This window comes from Methylibium sp. (assembly GCF_965279545.1).
In the GTDB taxonomy this organism is placed as follows: Bacteria; Pseudomonadota; Gammaproteobacteria; order Burkholderiales; family Burkholderiaceae_C; genus Methylibium.
This window is the reverse complement of record NZ_OZ257250.1, coordinates 3,713,199-3,727,644: the sequence shown is the minus strand read 5'-3', so window position 1 is coordinate 3,727,644 and position 14,446 is coordinate 3,713,199. Positions and strand designations below refer to the sequence as shown.

Genomic DNA, 14,446 nt, shown 5'->3' with positions numbered 1-14,446 from the left:
GTTGTGGTCGCTCAGAGCGCGTCTTTGCCGGTCTCGCCGGTGCGGATGCGGATCACCTGCTCGAGGTTGGTGACGAACACCTTGCCGTCACCGATCTTGCCGGTGCGCGCCGAGGCCTCGATCGCCTCGATCACGCGATCGACGATGGCATCGTCGACCGCCGCTTCGATCTTCACCTTGGGCAGGAAGTCGACGACGTACTCCGCACCGCGGTACAGCTCGGTGTGGCCTTTCTGGCGGCCGAAGCCCTTGACTTCGGTCACGGTGATGCCCTGCACGCCGATGGCGCTCAGAGCCTCACGAACTTCATCAAGCTTGAAGGGCTTGACAATGGCGGTCACCATCTTCATGGCGTTCTCCTTGGTAGGGGTTAGAAGGTCTTGCCGATCGACAGCACGACGGTGTCGCCGCTGATGTTGCGGCCAGCCACCGAGCCGGCGAGGTCCCGGTTCGTGCCGATGTAGCTGGCGCTGAGGGCCCAGCCGCTCAGGTCGTAGACCACGCCGAGCTTCCAGTCGACGACCGAGTCATGCGGGCCGCTGCCGTCGATCTCGAGGACCTTGGCGTTGCCCTTCAGGCCCTGGTAGCCGATGTGCGCAACGGCCGTGAGGCTCGTCGCGACGGGATAGCTGAAACCGGCGTCCAGGTAGTAGGCGTTCTTCGAATCGGGAATGCCGAAGAAGTCGCTGACCGCGTGCGAATACTTCAGCGAGAACGGGCCATAGCTGGCGCCGACATAGAGCTCGGTGTTGTCGATCTTGATGCCGCCGTTGTCGCCGCTACCGGGGTAGTAGTAGTACAGCACGCCGAAATCGAGCGTGAGATCACCCACCGGCAGCTTGTAGCCGCCGTAGAAGTCCATCTCGAGGTTGGCCCCGCTGAAGAAGTCCGAATCGATGTTCGAATTCCAGTTGCCGACATAGAAGCCCGAGGAATGGCCGATGTCGAAGCCGCCCTGGAAGGCCGGCTTCTTGTTCGTTTGCGAGATGCCGCGGAAACGATAGTCGCTGAACAACCCGGCATTGCCGCTGATCGTCCAGTCGGATTTCGGCTCATCGGCGGCGAACGCCGACGCCGTACACGCAACCATCAGGGCTGCGAGAGCCACCTTCGTCTTCTTCATGGGTTCTCCTGTATCAGGGGTTCGGGCAGAAAGCACGGACGAGGGCTCAGCAGGTTCTGTGCCACTGCGCCATAACGGGGAGCCGCGAGCCGATCCGGGGAGCCTTGTATCCAGAACGCCCTGATTAGGGGCGATCTGCAACTTTTGGCACCTGTACGGTGCAAAACAGGTGCCTTCCCCCTTCGGTGGGCTCGTGGGACTCGGGGCGGGATGCCATGATCGATGAACCATGTCGCTCGCCGTCGTCCACAGCCGTGCCCTCAATGGGCTCGAAGCACCCGAAGTCACCGTCGAGGTGCATCTGGCCAACGGCTTGCCGAGCTTCACGCTGGTCGGCTTGGCCGACACCGAAGTCAAGGAGGCGCGCGAGCGGGTGCGTGCCGCGCTGCTGAACAGCGGTCTCGAGTTCCCCATCAACAAGCGCATCACGGTCAACCTGGCGCCGGCCGATCTGCCCAAGGAGTCCGGCCGCTTCGACCTGCCGATCGCGCTGGGCATCCTGGCGGCCAGCGGCCAGATCGACAGCACCCGGCTGGCCTCGTTCGAGTTCGCCGGGGAACTGTCGCTCGCCGGCGATCTACGACCGGTGCGCGGCGCGCTGGCAATGGCCCTGGCGGCGCGGCGCCACGGGCTGGCCCGTCGGCTGGTGCTGCCGGAATCGAGCGCACGCGAAGCCGCCTTGATCGACGGCCTGCAGGCGCACGCGGCCCGACACCTGCTCGATGTGGTGAGCGCCCTGCTGCCCGGAGACGCTGCGCAGGCGCTGCCGGTCGCCACGCCTGCACCGCGGCCGGTCGCCCTGACGCGCCGACCGGAACTGCGTGACGTGAAGGGGCAGGCCGCCGCCAAGCGCGCGCTGGAGGTCGCCGCGGCCGGCAACCACAGCGTGCTGCTCGTCGGCCCGCCGGGGACCGGCAAGTCGATGCTGGCGCAGCGCTTCGCGGCCTTGCTGCCGCCGCTCAGCGATGAGCAGGCCCTCGAGTCTGCCGCCGTGCTCAGCCTGGCCGGCCACTTCGATGCGAGCCGCTGGCGCGAACGCACGCTGCGCTCGCCTCACCACAGCGCCTCGGCGATCGCACTGGTCGGTGGCGGCTCCCCGCCACGACCGGGTGAGATCTCGCTGGCCCACCATGGGGTGCTGTTCCTCGACGAGTGGCCGGAATTCCCCCGCGCTGCGCTCGAGGCGCTGCGCGAGCCGCTGGAGACCGGTCGCATCACGATCTCACGCGCGTCTCGGCAGGCCGAGTTCCCGGCACGTTTTCAGCTGATTGCGGCGATGAACCCCTGCCCCTGCGGCCATGCCGGCTCGCTCATCAAGGCGTGCCGCTGCTCGAGCGAGGCCGTGGCGCGCTACCAGCGCAGGATCAGCGGCCCGCTGCTGGACCGTATCGACCTGCAGGTCGAGGTGCCCGCGGTCGCACCCGAGGTGCTGGCCGCCCTGCCCGACGGCGACGCGAGCGAGGCCGTGGCCGAACGCGCCGCCCGGGCCCGCGCCCGACAGCAGCAGCGTCAGGGCTGCAGCAATGCGCTGCTCGACAGCACCGGCATCGACACGCACGCCAGCGTCGAAGACGGTGCATCAACGTTCATGCAGGCCACCTCCTGCCGGCTGGGTTGGTCGGCACGCAGCCAGCACCGCCTGCTGCGAGTGGCCCGCACGATCGCCGACCTGGCGGGCGCCGATCGTATCGGCGTCGGGCACATGGCCGAGGCGATCCAGTACCGGCGCGTGCTCGTCACGGCCTGACACCCGGTCGCGTTCACCCGCATCAGATCACCCGACTCAGCGCCCGCGCTCACGCTGGACGGTCAGCGTTCCTGACAAAGATGCCGAAAACCGCAACGAACCCCGGCCCGCGTGGCTCACGCGGCGCGCAGTGTCGAGCCCTCGACCTTCACCCGCGCGCCGATCCCCGGTGCCTGCGACTGCTGCAAGGTGCGCACGCTGCCGTCGTCCATGCGCACGCGCACGTTGTAGACAGTCTTGGCCTTGACGTTCTTCTCGATCTCGTGGCCTGCGAAGCCGCCGCCCACCGCGCCGAGCACGGTCATCGCGGCGCGGCCGTTGCCCTTGCCGAACTGGTTGCCCACCACGCCGCCGAGCACGCCGCCCGCCACCGCGCCCACGCCGTGCGCCTCACCCTTGACCTTGACCGACTGCACCGACTCGACGACGCCGCACTGGGCGCACACCGCCGCCTGCGCCTCGGTAGCCGGCTCCTGGGTGGCGCTGCGTGGCGTGGCGGCGGCAGCTGCCGCCTTCGCCACCGGCCTGGGCGCCGCCGGCGCGGGCTGCTCGACCGGCTCGGCAGTGGTCGCGGGCCCGGTGGTCTGCGCGCGCTGCAGCGCCAGGGCACTGGCCACCCCGGCGATGGTCAGCGCGACGGCGCCACCCGCCACCCACATCCAGCGCGGCGCGCCGCCGCTCGTCGCATTCGATGCCTGTGCCGTGTCCATGATCTGTCCTCCATTGCCCGTCGAATTGGAACCGAGACGCGCCGCAAAGTTGCCGCGGCGAGTGCATCAGATGTAAGGCCCGGTGAGCGCAACGCGCCGGCGCCGGCCTCAGCCGAGCGACGCGAGCGCGCGCTCCACCTGTGCCAGGTCCTGCTGCGTGCGGCCGGCCCAGTCGCGCAGCTGGTCGTCGCCGATCTTGCCGACATTGAAATAGGCGGCATCGGGGTGCGCCAGGTAGAAGCCGCTGACGCTGGCCGCCGGCGTCATGGCCAGACTCTCGGTCAGGGCCATGCCGATGTCCTCGCAGTGCAGCACGCGGAACATGTCGCGCTTGACCGTGTGGTCGGGGCAGGCCGGGTAGCCCGGCGCCGGGCGGATGCCGCGGTACTGTTCCTTCACCAGTTGCTCGATGCCGAGCGCCTCGTCGGCCGCGTAGCCCCAGAAGTCGGTGCGCACACGCTGGTGCATGCGTTCGGCGAAGGCCTCGGCCAGGCGGTCGGCCAGCGCCTTCAGCATGATGGCCGAGTAGTCGTCGTGGTCGGCCAGGAAGGCGGCCTCCTTCTTGTCGACGCCATGGCCGGCGGTCATCGCGAACAGGCCGACGTGGTCGGCCTTGCCGCTGTCCTTCGGCGCGACGAAATCGGCCAGGCAGCGGTTCGGGCGCTTCACGCCGTCGACCACCGGCCGCTCCGTCTGCATGCGCAGGCCGTGCCAGGTCATCAGCACCTCGCTGCGGGTTTCGTCGGTGTAGATCTCGATGTCGTCGTCGTTCACCGTGTTGGCCGGGTAGAGGCCGATCACGCCGTGCGCCTGCAGCCAGCGACCCTCGATCAGCCGCTGCAGCATGCGCTTGCCGTCGCTCATCACGCGCTGCGCCTCGGCGCCGACCACCTCGTCGCGCAGGATCTGCGGGAAGGCGCCCGCCAGGTCCCAGGTCTGGAAGAACGGGCCCCAGTCGATGCACTGGGCCAATTCGGCCAGGTCGTAGTTCTTGAACACACGCCGACCGATGAACTTCGGTATCGGCGGCGTGTAGCCGGCCCAGTCGATCGGCGCCTTGTTGGCCCGCGCGGCCGCCAGCGAGACCATCGGCGTGGCCTTCTTGTTCGCGTGCTGCTGGCGCACCTTGTCGTAGTCGACCTTCAGGTCCTCGATGTACTTCGCGGCGCGGTCGTCGCTCAGCAGCTCGCTGCACACGCCCACGCTGCGCGAGGCGTCGGGCACGTAGACCACCGGGCCTTCGTACTTCGGTGCGATCTTGACCGCGGTGTGCACCCGGCTGCAGGTCGCGCCGCCGATCAGCAGCGGGATCTTCTTGATGCGGAAGTAGTCGTCGCGCTGCATCTCGGCGGCCACGTGCTGCATCTCCTCGAGGCTGGGCGTGATCAGGCCCGACAGGCCGATGATGTCGGCGCCCTCGACCTTGGCCTTCGCGAGGATGTCCTGGCACGCGACCATCACGCCCATGTTGACGACCTCGAAGTTGTTGCACTGGAGCACGACGGTGACGATGTTCTTGCCGATGTCGTGCACGTCGCCCTTCACCGTCGCGATCACCACCTTGCCCTTGGCCCTGGCCTCGCCGCCGGCGTCGACCAGCGCCTTCTTCTCTTCCTCGATGTAGGGCAGCAGATGGGCCACCGCCTGCTTCATCACGCGCGCGCTCTTCACCACCTGCGGCAGGAACATCTTGCCCTGGCCGAACAGGTCGCCGACCACGTTCATGCCGGCCATCAGCGGCCCCTCGATCACGTGCAGCGGCCGTCCGCCACCGGCCCGGATCGCCTGCCAGGCTTCCTCGGTGTCGACGACGATGAAGTCGGTGATGCCGTGGATCAGCGCGTGCGACAGCCGCTCGTCCACCGTGCCGGCGCGCCACGCGAGGCGGGCGCTGTCGTCCTTGGCCGCGCCCTTGGCGCGCTCGGCGATCTCGATCAGCCGCTCGCCCGGCGACAGCGTCGCTTCGCCCGGCTTGTAGGCCGGCTTGCGGTTCAGCACCACGTCCTCGACGCGCTCGCGCAACTCGGCGTCCAGGTCGTCGTACACGCCCACCATGCCGGCGTTGACGATGCCCATGTCCATGCCGGCCTGGATGGCGTGGTACAGGAAGACCGTGTGGATGGCCTCGCGCACCGGCTCGTTGCCGCGGAAGCTGAAGCTCACGTTGGACACGCCGCCCGACACCTTGGCGCCCGGCAGGTGCTGCTTGATCCAGCGCGTGGCCTCGATGAAGTCGACCGCGTAGTTGTCGTGCTCCTCGATGCCGGTGGCGATGGCGAAGATGTTGGGGTCGAAGATGATGTCCTCGGGCGCGAATCCCACCTCGTCGACCAGGATGCGGTAGGCCCGCTCGCAGATCTCGGTCTTGCGCGCGAAGGTGTCGGCCTGGCCCTTCTCGTCGAAGGCCATCACCACGGCGGCCGCGCCGTAGCGGCGCACCAGGTTCGCCTGGTGGCGGAACGCGTCCTCGCCTTCCTTCATCGAGATCGAGTTGACGATGCCCTTGCCCTGGATGCACTTCAGCCCGGCCTCGATCACCTCCCACTTCGAGCTGTCGATCATGATCGGCACGCGCGCGATCTCGGGCTCGGAGGCGATGAGCTTCAGGAAGCGCTCCATCGCGGCCTTGCTGTCGAGCATGGCCTCGTCCATGTTGATGTCGATCACCTGCGCGCCGTTCTCGACCTGCTGGCGCGCCACGGCCAGCGCCTCCTCGAACTGACCGGCCAGGATCATCCGCGCGAAGGCCTTGGAGCCCGTGACGTTGGTGCGCTCGCCGATGTTGACGAACAGCGAGCGCTCGCCGATGGCCACCGGCTCCAGGCCGGACAGGCGCATCGGCGGCACGTTCGAGAAATCAGGGGCAACAGCTGTCGACATGGCAGTTCACCGTAAGACGCGCCGCGCCGGTGCTGCGGCCCACCCGCAGCCCGCCGGTCGGCGGAGGGGTGAGCGCCGTTGCAGGGCGGCCCTCGCGGTGCCGCCGGCCCGAGCCTGGCGGCCGACCCAGAGCCTGGGCAACCGTCGCAACGCTCCTCGAGCACGGCAGATTTTACGCGCGGCGGCGTTTACAAAGCCTCACCCAATACCCCTGCACGGCCTGGCCGTCCCCCTTGTGCGGCAAGCGGGGCCCGGTTGCAATGCCCGGCATGACACGCTTCTCCCCCACTTTTGCGGCCGGGCTGTTCTGTCTGGCCCTCGCTCTGGCCGGCTGCGCCGGCCGGCCGGGCGCTCCCGGCACGCCCGGCTCCGGCGGCCCGAGCTTCGGCGGCCTGTTCGGCTCCGGCCTGTCGCCGGCACTGGAGGCCCAGCGTGTGCGCCTCAAGGAGGCGCTCAAAGGCACGCCGGTCGTGATCGACAGCACCGGCGACCACCGCCTGCGCGTCGAGGTGCCGACCAAGCACGCCTTCGACCCCCAGCGCACTGCCGTCAAGCCGGCGTTGGCCGCGGTACTCGACCAGTTCGCGACCGGCTTCAAGCCGCATGCGGCGACCACCGAGCTGCAGATCGGCGCCGCGGCCGACGACAAGGCCTCGGGGCGGATCGTCCAGGACCGCGCCGCCAGCGTGCGCGACTACCTCGTGGGCCGCGGCGTGCCGATCTCGCGCATCGTCGGCCTGGGCCGGGCCGAAGGCGCTGGGCTGGAGCTCGTGGTCAACGACCGTCCGGCCGGCAAGTGACGCGGCGATGAGCATGGCGCGACGGCCGCGCGCCTTCAGGCCGTCTGCAGGTCACCGTCGGCCTCTTCGCTCAACTGGCTGATCCAGCGCTCCTGCCGCGCCCGCGGCCGGTAGGCGCTGACACGCCGGGCGATCTCGGCGATGTGCTCGGGTGTGGTGCCGCAGCAGCCGCCGGCGATGTTCAGGAAGCCGGCGCGCGCGAACTCCTCGACCAGGCCGCCGGTGATCGCCGGCGTCTCGTCGAAGCCGGTGTCACTCATCGGATTGGGCAGGCCGGCGTTCGGGTAGCAGGAAATGAAGGTGTCGGGCGCGGCCTTGCACAGCTCCTCGATGTAGGGCCGCATCAGCGTCGCGCCGAGTGCGCAGTTCAGCCCCACGGCCACCGGATGCGCGTGGCGCACCGAATGCCAGAAGGCGCTGACGGTCTGCCCGCTGAGGATGCGGCCCGAGGCGTCAGTGACGGTGCCGGAGATGATGACCGGCAGGCGCTCGCCGGTCGCCTCGAACAGCTCGTCGATCGCGAAGATCGCCGCCTTGGCGTTCAGCGTGTCGAAGATGGTCTCGACCAGGAAGAGATCGGCACCGCCCTCGAGCAGACCCTCGCCCTGCTCGTAGTACGCGGCGCGCAGCTCGTCGAAGCTGACGTTGCGCGCCGCCGGGTCGTTGACGTCCGGGCTGATGCTCGCGGTGCGCGGCGTCGGGCCGAAGGCGCCGGCCACGAAACGCGGCTTGTCGGGCGTGCTGAACTTGTCGCAGGCGGCACGCGCGAGCTGCGCCGCCACCACATTCATCTCGCGCGCCACGTGCGCGAGACCGTAGTCCTCCTGCGCGATGCTGGTGGCGCCGAAGGTGTTGGTCTCGATCAGGTCGGCTCCCGCGGCCAGATAGCCTTCGTGGATCTCGGTGATGACGTCGGGCCGCGTGAACTGCAGCAGCTCATTGTTGCCCTTCAGGTCCTTGCCGTGGTCCTTGAAGCGCTCGCCGCGGTAGTCGGCCTCGCCGAGCTTGTAGCGCTGGATCATCGTGCCCATCGCGCCGTCGAGGATCAGGATGCGCTGCTTCAGCAGCTCGGGCAACTGGGCGGCACGGGTGTAGGGCAGGGCACTCATGCCCCGATTGTAGGAAGGCTGACCGATGCCCCTACTGACGAACCTAGCGCACGAAGCCGATGCCGCGGCGCTCGCGCACCCCCGGCTTCACGCGGTGCTCGGCCTCCAGCTGCGACAGGAAGCCGTCGGGCTCGAACACGTCGCCCAGCAGCTCGACCTGCCGCTGCACCGCTGCGAAGTCGCCCGGCGTCAGCACGTCCAGCGCGGCCAGCCGGGCGCGCTGCTCGGCCGTCAGCGCCGCGGCGTCGCCGCCCAGCGCCTCGGCGATGAACATGCGCTCGCGTTGCGGCGCTTCCAGCGGCTTGAAGCGGATCTTGAAGGAAAAGCGTCGCAGCGCCGCCTCGTCGAGCTCGTCGAACAAGTTGGTGGTGCAGACGAACACGCCGCCGAAGCGCTCCATGCCCTGCAGCATCTCGTTGACCTCGGTGACTTCGTAGTTGCGTTCGGCGCGCTGGCGGCTGCGCAGGTAGCTGTCGGCCTCGTCGAGCAGCAGCACCGCGCCCTCGCGCTGCGCTTCTTCGAACATGCGCGCGAGGTTCTGCTCGGTCTCGCCGACGTACTTGCTCACCAGGTCGGAGGCGCGCCGCGCGGCCAACGGCCGCTGCAGCTCGGCGGCAATGTGCTCGGCCAACGCCGTCTTGCCGGTCCCCGGCGGGCCGTACAGGCACAGCGTGCCGCAGCTGCGGCGCTTGAGCGCCTCGACGATGCGCGGCAGCTCGAAACGGGTGTCGACATTCAGCAGGCCCAGGTCGTACTGCGTGACCGCCGGCCGCGCCGCGGTGTCGCGCAGGCGCAGGCCCAGCGCCTTGTCGGCGTTGCCGAGCTGGCGCTCGATCAGCGCCTGCGCCGGCACCGCTTCGCCGGCCACGCCATCTGCCGCAGCACCTGCAGCGTCGCCGCCCGCCAACCGCGCGAAGCGCACCGCGGTGCGGATCTGCGCCGGCGTCAGCCCGGCCCGCCCGGCCAGCTTGGCGACGAACTCCGGCGCCGCCTGCACGCCTTCGAGCGCACGCTGCACGATCGCCTCGCGCGCGCCCGGCGGCGGCGAGTTCAGCTCCAGGTGGTACTGGAAGCGGCGGCGGAACGCCGGGTCGATCTGCTCGATGCGGTTGGTGACCCACACCACCGGCACCGGGTTGGTCTCGAGGATCTGGTTGACCCAGGCCTTGCCGCCCACCGAGCTCGAGGTGCCGCTGTCGCTCTGCTCCAGCCGCGCCATCAGCTGCGCGGCGTCGTTCGACAGCGGCGGGAACACGTCCTCGACCTCGTCGAACAGCAGCGCCACGCTCGGGCTGCCTTTGAGGAACACCTGGCTCATCTGCAGCGAGCGGTAGCGGTCGCGGCCCGACAGCGAGTTGCCGTCGCGGTCGGCCGACTCCACCTCGTACAGCTCCAGCGCGGCGGCCTGCGCCGCCACCTTCGCCAGCTCGGTCTTGCCGGTGCCGGGCGGGCCGTAGAGCAGCACGTTGACGCCCGGCTCCTTGCGTGCGACGGCGTTCTTCAGCAACGCCACCAGCATCTGCGCGTCGGCCGCGACGAATTCGAAGTCGCCCAGGCTCAGCTCGGTCGGCGTGGCCGGCTTGGTGAACACCGCCATCAGGTCGCTGGGGCCCTGGTACTCGCGCATCAGCACCGGTGGCAACTGCTCGCTGACCTTCATCAGGTCGGCCAGGTCGGTGATGTTGTGCTCGGAGATCAGGTTCTCGACCATGCCGATGCGCTCAAGCCGCGAGCCGGTGCGCAGCGCCTCGGCGAGTTCGCGCTCGTCGACCCCCGCCACCTCGGCGATCGCCGCATAGGCCTCCTGAGCGCTCGACACCTTGAACTCCACCAGCAGGCCGCGCAGGTCGCGCTGGTAACGCGCGAGCGTCCCGTACAGCAGCAGCGCACGCTCGGCCGGGTTGAGCTGCAGCAGGCCGGCCAGCGCATCGATGTTCTTCTGCACCAGCGTCGACTCCTTCTTGACGCTGCGCTGCAGCCACTCGGCGGTGGCACCGAGCACGGCCAGCAGGTCCTTGGGCGCGTCCTTCACGTACTCGTCGATGTAGAAGAACAGCGTGCCCTCCTCGTAGGGCCCGCGCCAGGCGCCATGCCGCGCGACGAAGGCGGCATCGCTCAAGGCGGCGTGGCCTTGCCACGCGTCGTGCAGCTTGACGCGCTGGCCGAGGTAGTCACGCAAGCGCTTGAGCACGCTCGGCGGCCACACCAGATGGCGGCCCGTCAGCGACAGCAGGGCGCTCCAGTCACGCCGCAGGTTGAACCGTCCCAGATGCCGCAACGCCAGCGTGAGCACGAACTGCGAGCACAGCCGGTCGAGCACGGGCGCGTCCGCCAAGCCGGGCGACAGCACATAACGGGCATCAGCAGCGCTTCTTGCCATGGCCCCTCTCCACAACCAGGAAACCGGTGCGGGCCATCTTGGCCCAGCGCGCCCGCACGAGCAAGCCCCGGCGCCGACACCGCGGCAAATGCAAAGGACTTCCGCCCCCGAGCCCGGGGGTGACCTCGGCCGGGCGCCGGGCGCCCCAAGCCGGCTGAGACCCTCGCGGGGAGTAGCCGCAGTACGCCGCGGCCGGGGGCTCCATGACCTCAGCGCTCGAACACCATCTTCAGGAAGCTGCGCGCCGTCACCAGGTTGCCCGGCGTGTGGGTCTCCTCGAGCACACCGCTCATGCGCTGCAGGCGGCGCGGGCTGCGCTTGGCGCTCCATACCAGCAGGTCGACGAGCCAGGGCCGCTCGTTGACGCTGTTGGCCTTTTCGTAGATCTCGAAGCGCGGCTTCAGTGCGGCGAGGTCGGCTTCATAGCGGGCCCGCACCGCGGCGTCGCCGAGCGTCAGGCGCTGGCCGTCGAGCACCGCCTCGGCGGCCAGGATGCCGGTTTCGAGCGCCTTGCCGATGCCTTCACCGGTGAGCGCGTAGGTGCTCCCGGCGGCTTCGCCGGCCACCAGCAGGCCGGGGCGCGAATAAGCCGCGCCCTCGAGCGAACAGCGCAGCGGGGCCCCCTTGAGCTCGCCGAGCAGCGTGCCGCCTGCCATCAGCGCGCGGGCCGGCGCATGCACCTCGGTGAAGGCGGCGAACACCTCGCGCAGGTTCACGTCCTGCATGGTGTTGCGACCGCCGGCGTCGCTGCGGTGGCTTTGCGCCACGCCCACGCCGATGTTGAACACGCCGCCGGGGCACGGGAAGATCCAGCCGTAGCCGGGCTTGAGCCGTTTGTGCCACAGCACTTCGAGCTCGGTGATGCGGCCGACCATCGCCTCGTTCTTCACGTAGCCGCGCAGTGCCACCGCGCTGGGCGTGCGGCGCTCGCACACGCCGGCAGCGATGCTGGCCTGCGGCACCGCGCCGCTGGCCAGCAGCACCCAGCGGGCACGAATCTCGCGCGTTTCGCGACCTTCGTCATGCGCCTGCAGGCACGCGCCGACCACCCGGCCGTCTTCTTCGAGCGGCGCGGTGAAGCGCACCGGTGCGTGCATGCGCGCGCCCGCCTCGGCGGCGGCGCGGCACAGCACCAGGTCGAGCTGCTTGCGCGGCAGCACGGCCAGCGTGCCCGGTACGTCGATGTGGCCGCTGCGCGGCGCGATGCAGCGCAGGTGCCTGGCCGCCTGCGCGAGCGACATCACTTCGTCCAGCACACCCAGCCGGGCCATCGCACGGTGCGCGTCGGGGATGAGGCCATCGCCGCAGACCTTGTCGCGCGGGAAGGCGTGCTGGTCGACCAGCACCACGTCGACCCCGGCCCGTGCCAATGTGCGGGCCGCCGCGCTGCCGGCCGGGCCGGCACCGACCACGAGCACCTCGCAGGCGGCGGGCAGATCGGTGAGGCGGCGGTTGAGCGGGTCGGTGGTCATGCGGAGCTGGCGGACGCAGGTGCGGCCTGCATTCTAGGAAGGTCGGGACGGCTGGCTCGCCGCGCCGAGACGCCACCAGGCAGCGGGCCACCCGCCCGCGGCGCGACCGGGTGGCCCTGCCTCACCAGATCGACACGCGCGCCTCGGGCGCAAGGTACATCGCATCGCCCGGCTGCACGCCGAAGCTGACGTAGAAGCCGGGGTGGTTGCGCGCCGTCCCGTTGGCGCGGAACTCGCTGGGCGCGTGCGGGCCGGCCTTGATCTGCTCGATCAGTGCGGCTTCACGCTGCTTGCCGCGCCAAACCTGCGCGAAACCGTAGAAAAAGCGCTGCTCACCCGTCAGGCCGTCGATGACCGGCGCCGCCTCGCCGCCGAGTGAGCGCTGGTAGGCCTTGAAAGCGATCGCCAGCCCGGAGTTGTCGGCGATGTTCTCGCCCAGCGACAGCGCACCGTCCACGGGATAGCCGGGCAGCGGCTCGTAAGCGCCGTACTGCGCGACCAGCACACCGGTCTTCGCGGCGAAGCGGGCCCGGTCTTCGGCGGTCCACCAGTCGCGCAGGTTGCCCTCGCTGTCGTACTGGCTGCCCACGTCGTCGAAGCCGTGGCTGATCTCGTGGCCGATGACCGCGCCGATGGCGCCGTAGTTCACCGCGTCGTCGGCCGCCGCGTCGAAGAAGGGCGGCTGCAGGATGGACGCCGGGAACACGATCTCGTTCATCGACGGGTGGTAGTAGGCGTTGACGGTCTGCGGCGTCATACCCCACTCGTCGCGATCGATCGGCCGGCCGAGCTTGGCGAGCTGGCGCGCCCGCTCGAACTCGCGCGCGCGCCGCACATTGCCGACCAGGTCGTCGCGCCGGATCTCGAGCGCGCCGTGGTCGCGCCAGCGCGCGGGGTAGCCGATCTTCGTCGTGAGCCGGGCGAGCTTGGCCTGGGCCTGCGCACGCGTCGCCGGGCCCATCCACTCGAGGGAGTCGATGCTGTGCCGGTAGGCCTCGATCAGCTGCGCGACCAGGGCCTCCATGCGCGCCTTGTGGTCGGGCGGGAAGTGCTGCGCGACATAGAGCCTGCCCAGGCCTTCGCCGAGGCAGCCTTCGACCAGTGCCACACCGCGCTTCCAGCGCGCCAGGTTCTCGGGCGTGCCGCGCAGCACCGTGCCGGCAAAGGCGAAGTGCGCGTCGGCAAAGGCGCGGCCGAGGAAAGGTGCGTAGGCGTTGAGCACGCGCAGCTTCGCATAGGCCTTCCACGCCGCCAGCGGGGCACTCGCCAGCAGCGCCGACAGGCCGCCCAGGTAGCTCGGTTGGCCGACCACCAACCACTCGGCCTTGCCAGCCAGGCCGGTGCGGGCCGCGAACACGTCCCAGTCGATCGCCGGCGCGAGCGCGCGCAGCGCAGCGACATCGCAGCGGTTGTAGGTTTTCACCGGATCGCGGTTGTCGACGCGTGTCCACTGGGCCCGCGCGAGTTCGGTCTCGAGCGCGAGCACGGCATGTGCCGCCGCGTCGGCCTCGGCGTCGCCGGCCAGCGCGAGCATTGCGGCCATGTGCGCGACGTACCGCATGCGCACCTCGGCGAAACGCGCGTCGTCCGCCTTCAGGTAGTAGTCGCGGTCGGGCAGGCCCAGCCCGCCTTGAGAGACGAAGGGCACATAGCGCGTCGAGTCGCGGTCGTCCTGGCCGATCGAGAGCGTCAGCGGCGCGCCTACGCCGCTGCGGTGGGCGTCGGCAAGCCAAGCGCTCAACTGGGCACGCTCGACGAGCCCATCGACCGCGTCCAGCGCGGCGCGCAGCGGCGCGAGACCGCGCGCCTCGATCGTGGCCTCGTCCATGAAGCTGGCGTACAGATCGGCGATCTGGCGGGCTTCGGGGTCGCCGCCGGACGCGGCAGCTTCGATCAGGCGCAACAACTGGTCCTGGATGCGGTCGTGGATCTGCACGAAGGCGCCGGTGGAGGCGCGGTCGGACGGGATCTGCGTGCGCTCGAGCCAGCGTCCGTTGACATGACGGAACAGGTCGTCCTGCGGTCGCACCGCGGGATCGAAGTGGCGCAGGTCGAGGCCCGAGGCAGGCCCGCCGGGCTCGGCCTGGCCCGAGCTCGCCTCGGGACCGAACAGCGCGCGGTGCAGGCCGCAGGCATGAACGGGGCGCAACGGAGAAACGAAGGGATACAAGGAGTGCACTCCGAGCGGCCGGGGCCGCGCTCACTGCGGGGCGCGCCGTCGGCGC

At 69.9% G+C, this 14,446-nt stretch carries 10 protein-coding genes and 1 riboswitch; of the genes, 2 read left to right on the top strand and 8 right to left on the bottom strand.

Translation table 11 applies throughout. The features are described 5' to 3' along the window. Positions 1-11 precede the first annotated feature (11 nt). Both ACQY9S_RS17475 and ACQY9S_RS17470 read right to left on the bottom strand, forming a co-directional pair. A complete protein-coding gene (locus tag ACQY9S_RS17475) occupies positions 12-350 on the bottom strand; it encodes a P-II family nitrogen regulator (RefSeq protein ID WP_011827772.1) in 339 nt (112 codons plus the stop codon). A gap of 20 nt (positions 351-370) precedes the next feature. After that, positions 371-1,123 (bottom strand): TorF family putative porin, encoded by a 753-nt coding sequence (locus ACQY9S_RS17470; RefSeq protein ID WP_428421410.1) that lies wholly within the window; start codon positions 1,121-1,123, stop codon positions 371-373. A 229-nt stretch (positions 1,124-1,352) separates the two neighbouring features. Between ACQY9S_RS17470 and ACQY9S_RS17465 the strand changes: the two genes are divergently transcribed. Beyond that, a complete protein-coding gene (locus tag ACQY9S_RS17465; protein ID WP_428421409.1) occupies positions 1,353-2,870 on the top strand; it encodes a YifB family Mg chelatase-like AAA ATPase in 1,518 nt (505 codons plus the stop codon). A 116-nt stretch (positions 2,871-2,986) separates the two neighbouring features. Here the strand turns inward: ACQY9S_RS17465 and ACQY9S_RS17460 are convergent, their stop codons facing one another. After that, entirely contained in the window at positions 2,987-3,580 is a 594-nt protein-coding gene (locus ACQY9S_RS17460) for a glycine zipper 2TM domain-containing protein (RefSeq protein WP_428421408.1), read from the bottom strand. Positions 3,581-3,688: 108 nt separating this feature from the next. Next, complete coding sequence (metH, locus tag ACQY9S_RS17455; RefSeq protein ID WP_428421407.1) at positions 3,689-6,460, bottom strand: methionine synthase; 2,772 nt, start codon at positions 6,458-6,460, stop codon at positions 3,689-3,691. A gap of 63 nt (positions 6,461-6,523) precedes the next feature. After that, positions 6,524-6,624, bottom strand: a riboswitch (S-adenosyl-L-homocysteine riboswitch). Positions 6,625-6,729: 105 nt separating this feature from the next. Between metH and ACQY9S_RS17450 the strand changes: the two genes are divergently transcribed. Continuing rightward, positions 6,730-7,260, top strand: coding sequence for a hypothetical protein (locus ACQY9S_RS17450; protein ID WP_428421405.1), 531 nt, complete (start codon positions 6,730-6,732; stop codon positions 7,258-7,260). Between the two features lie 35 nt (positions 7,261-7,295). On the opposite strand, the gene ACQY9S_RS17445 is transcribed toward ACQY9S_RS17450, so the two are convergent. From ACQY9S_RS17445 to ACQY9S_RS17430, 4 genes are all read right to left on the bottom strand, one after another. Further along, positions 7,296-8,369: a homocysteine S-methyltransferase family protein gene (locus ACQY9S_RS17445; protein WP_428421404.1), complete on the bottom strand. Its 1,074-nt coding sequence runs from the start codon at positions 8,367-8,369 to the stop codon at positions 7,296-7,298. Between the two features lie 43 nt (positions 8,370-8,412). Then, the gene (locus tag ACQY9S_RS17440; RefSeq protein ID WP_428421402.1) at positions 8,413-10,749 is read right to left on the bottom strand and encodes an AAA family ATPase; all 2,337 of its coding nucleotides are present in this window, start codon (positions 10,747-10,749) and stop codon (positions 8,413-8,415) included. 209 nt (positions 10,750-10,958) lie between these two features. Beyond that, a complete protein-coding gene (locus ACQY9S_RS17435) occupies positions 10,959-12,221 on the bottom strand; it encodes an NAD(P)/FAD-dependent oxidoreductase (RefSeq protein ID WP_428421400.1) in 1,263 nt (420 codons plus the stop codon). 121 nt (positions 12,222-12,342) lie between these two features. Further along, positions 12,343-14,370 (bottom strand): M13 family metallopeptidase, encoded by a 2,028-nt coding sequence (locus ACQY9S_RS17430; protein WP_428421399.1) that lies wholly within the window; start codon positions 14,368-14,370, stop codon positions 12,343-12,345. Between the last annotated feature and the right edge of the window lie 76 nt (positions 14,371-14,446).

What these genes read in the sequence shown, in the direction of transcription:
- ACQY9S_RS17475 (WP_011827772.1), bottom strand. Translation starts at nt 350, where the DNA reads ATGAAGATGGTGACCGCCATTGTCAAGCCCTTCAAGCTTGATGAAGTT.
- ACQY9S_RS17470 (WP_428421410.1), bottom strand. Translation starts at nt 1,123, where the DNA reads ATGAAGAAGACGAAGGTGGCTCTCGCAGCCCTGATGGTTGCGTGTACG.
- ACQY9S_RS17465 (WP_428421409.1), top strand. Translation starts at nt 1,353, where the DNA reads ATGTCGCTCGCCGTCGTCCACAGCCGTGCCCTCAATGGGCTCGAAGCA.
- ACQY9S_RS17460 (WP_428421408.1), bottom strand. Translation starts at nt 3,580, where the DNA reads ATGGACACGGCACAGGCATCGAATGCGACGAGCGGCGGCGCGCCGCGC.
- metH (WP_428421407.1), bottom strand. Translation starts at nt 6,460, where the DNA reads ATGTCGACAGCTGTTGCCCCTGATTTCTCGAACGTGCCGCCGATGCGC.
- ACQY9S_RS17450 (WP_428421405.1), top strand. Translation starts at nt 6,730, where the DNA reads ATGACACGCTTCTCCCCCACTTTTGCGGCCGGGCTGTTCTGTCTGGCC.
- ACQY9S_RS17445 (WP_428421404.1), bottom strand. Translation starts at nt 8,369, where the DNA reads ATGAGTGCCCTGCCCTACACCCGTGCCGCCCAGTTGCCCGAGCTGCTG.
- ACQY9S_RS17440 (WP_428421402.1), bottom strand. Translation starts at nt 10,749, where the DNA reads ATGGCAAGAAGCGCTGCTGATGCCCGTTATGTGCTGTCGCCCGGCTTG.
- ACQY9S_RS17435 (WP_428421400.1), bottom strand. Translation starts at nt 12,221, where the DNA reads ATGACCACCGACCCGCTCAACCGCCGCCTCACCGATCTGCCCGCCGCC.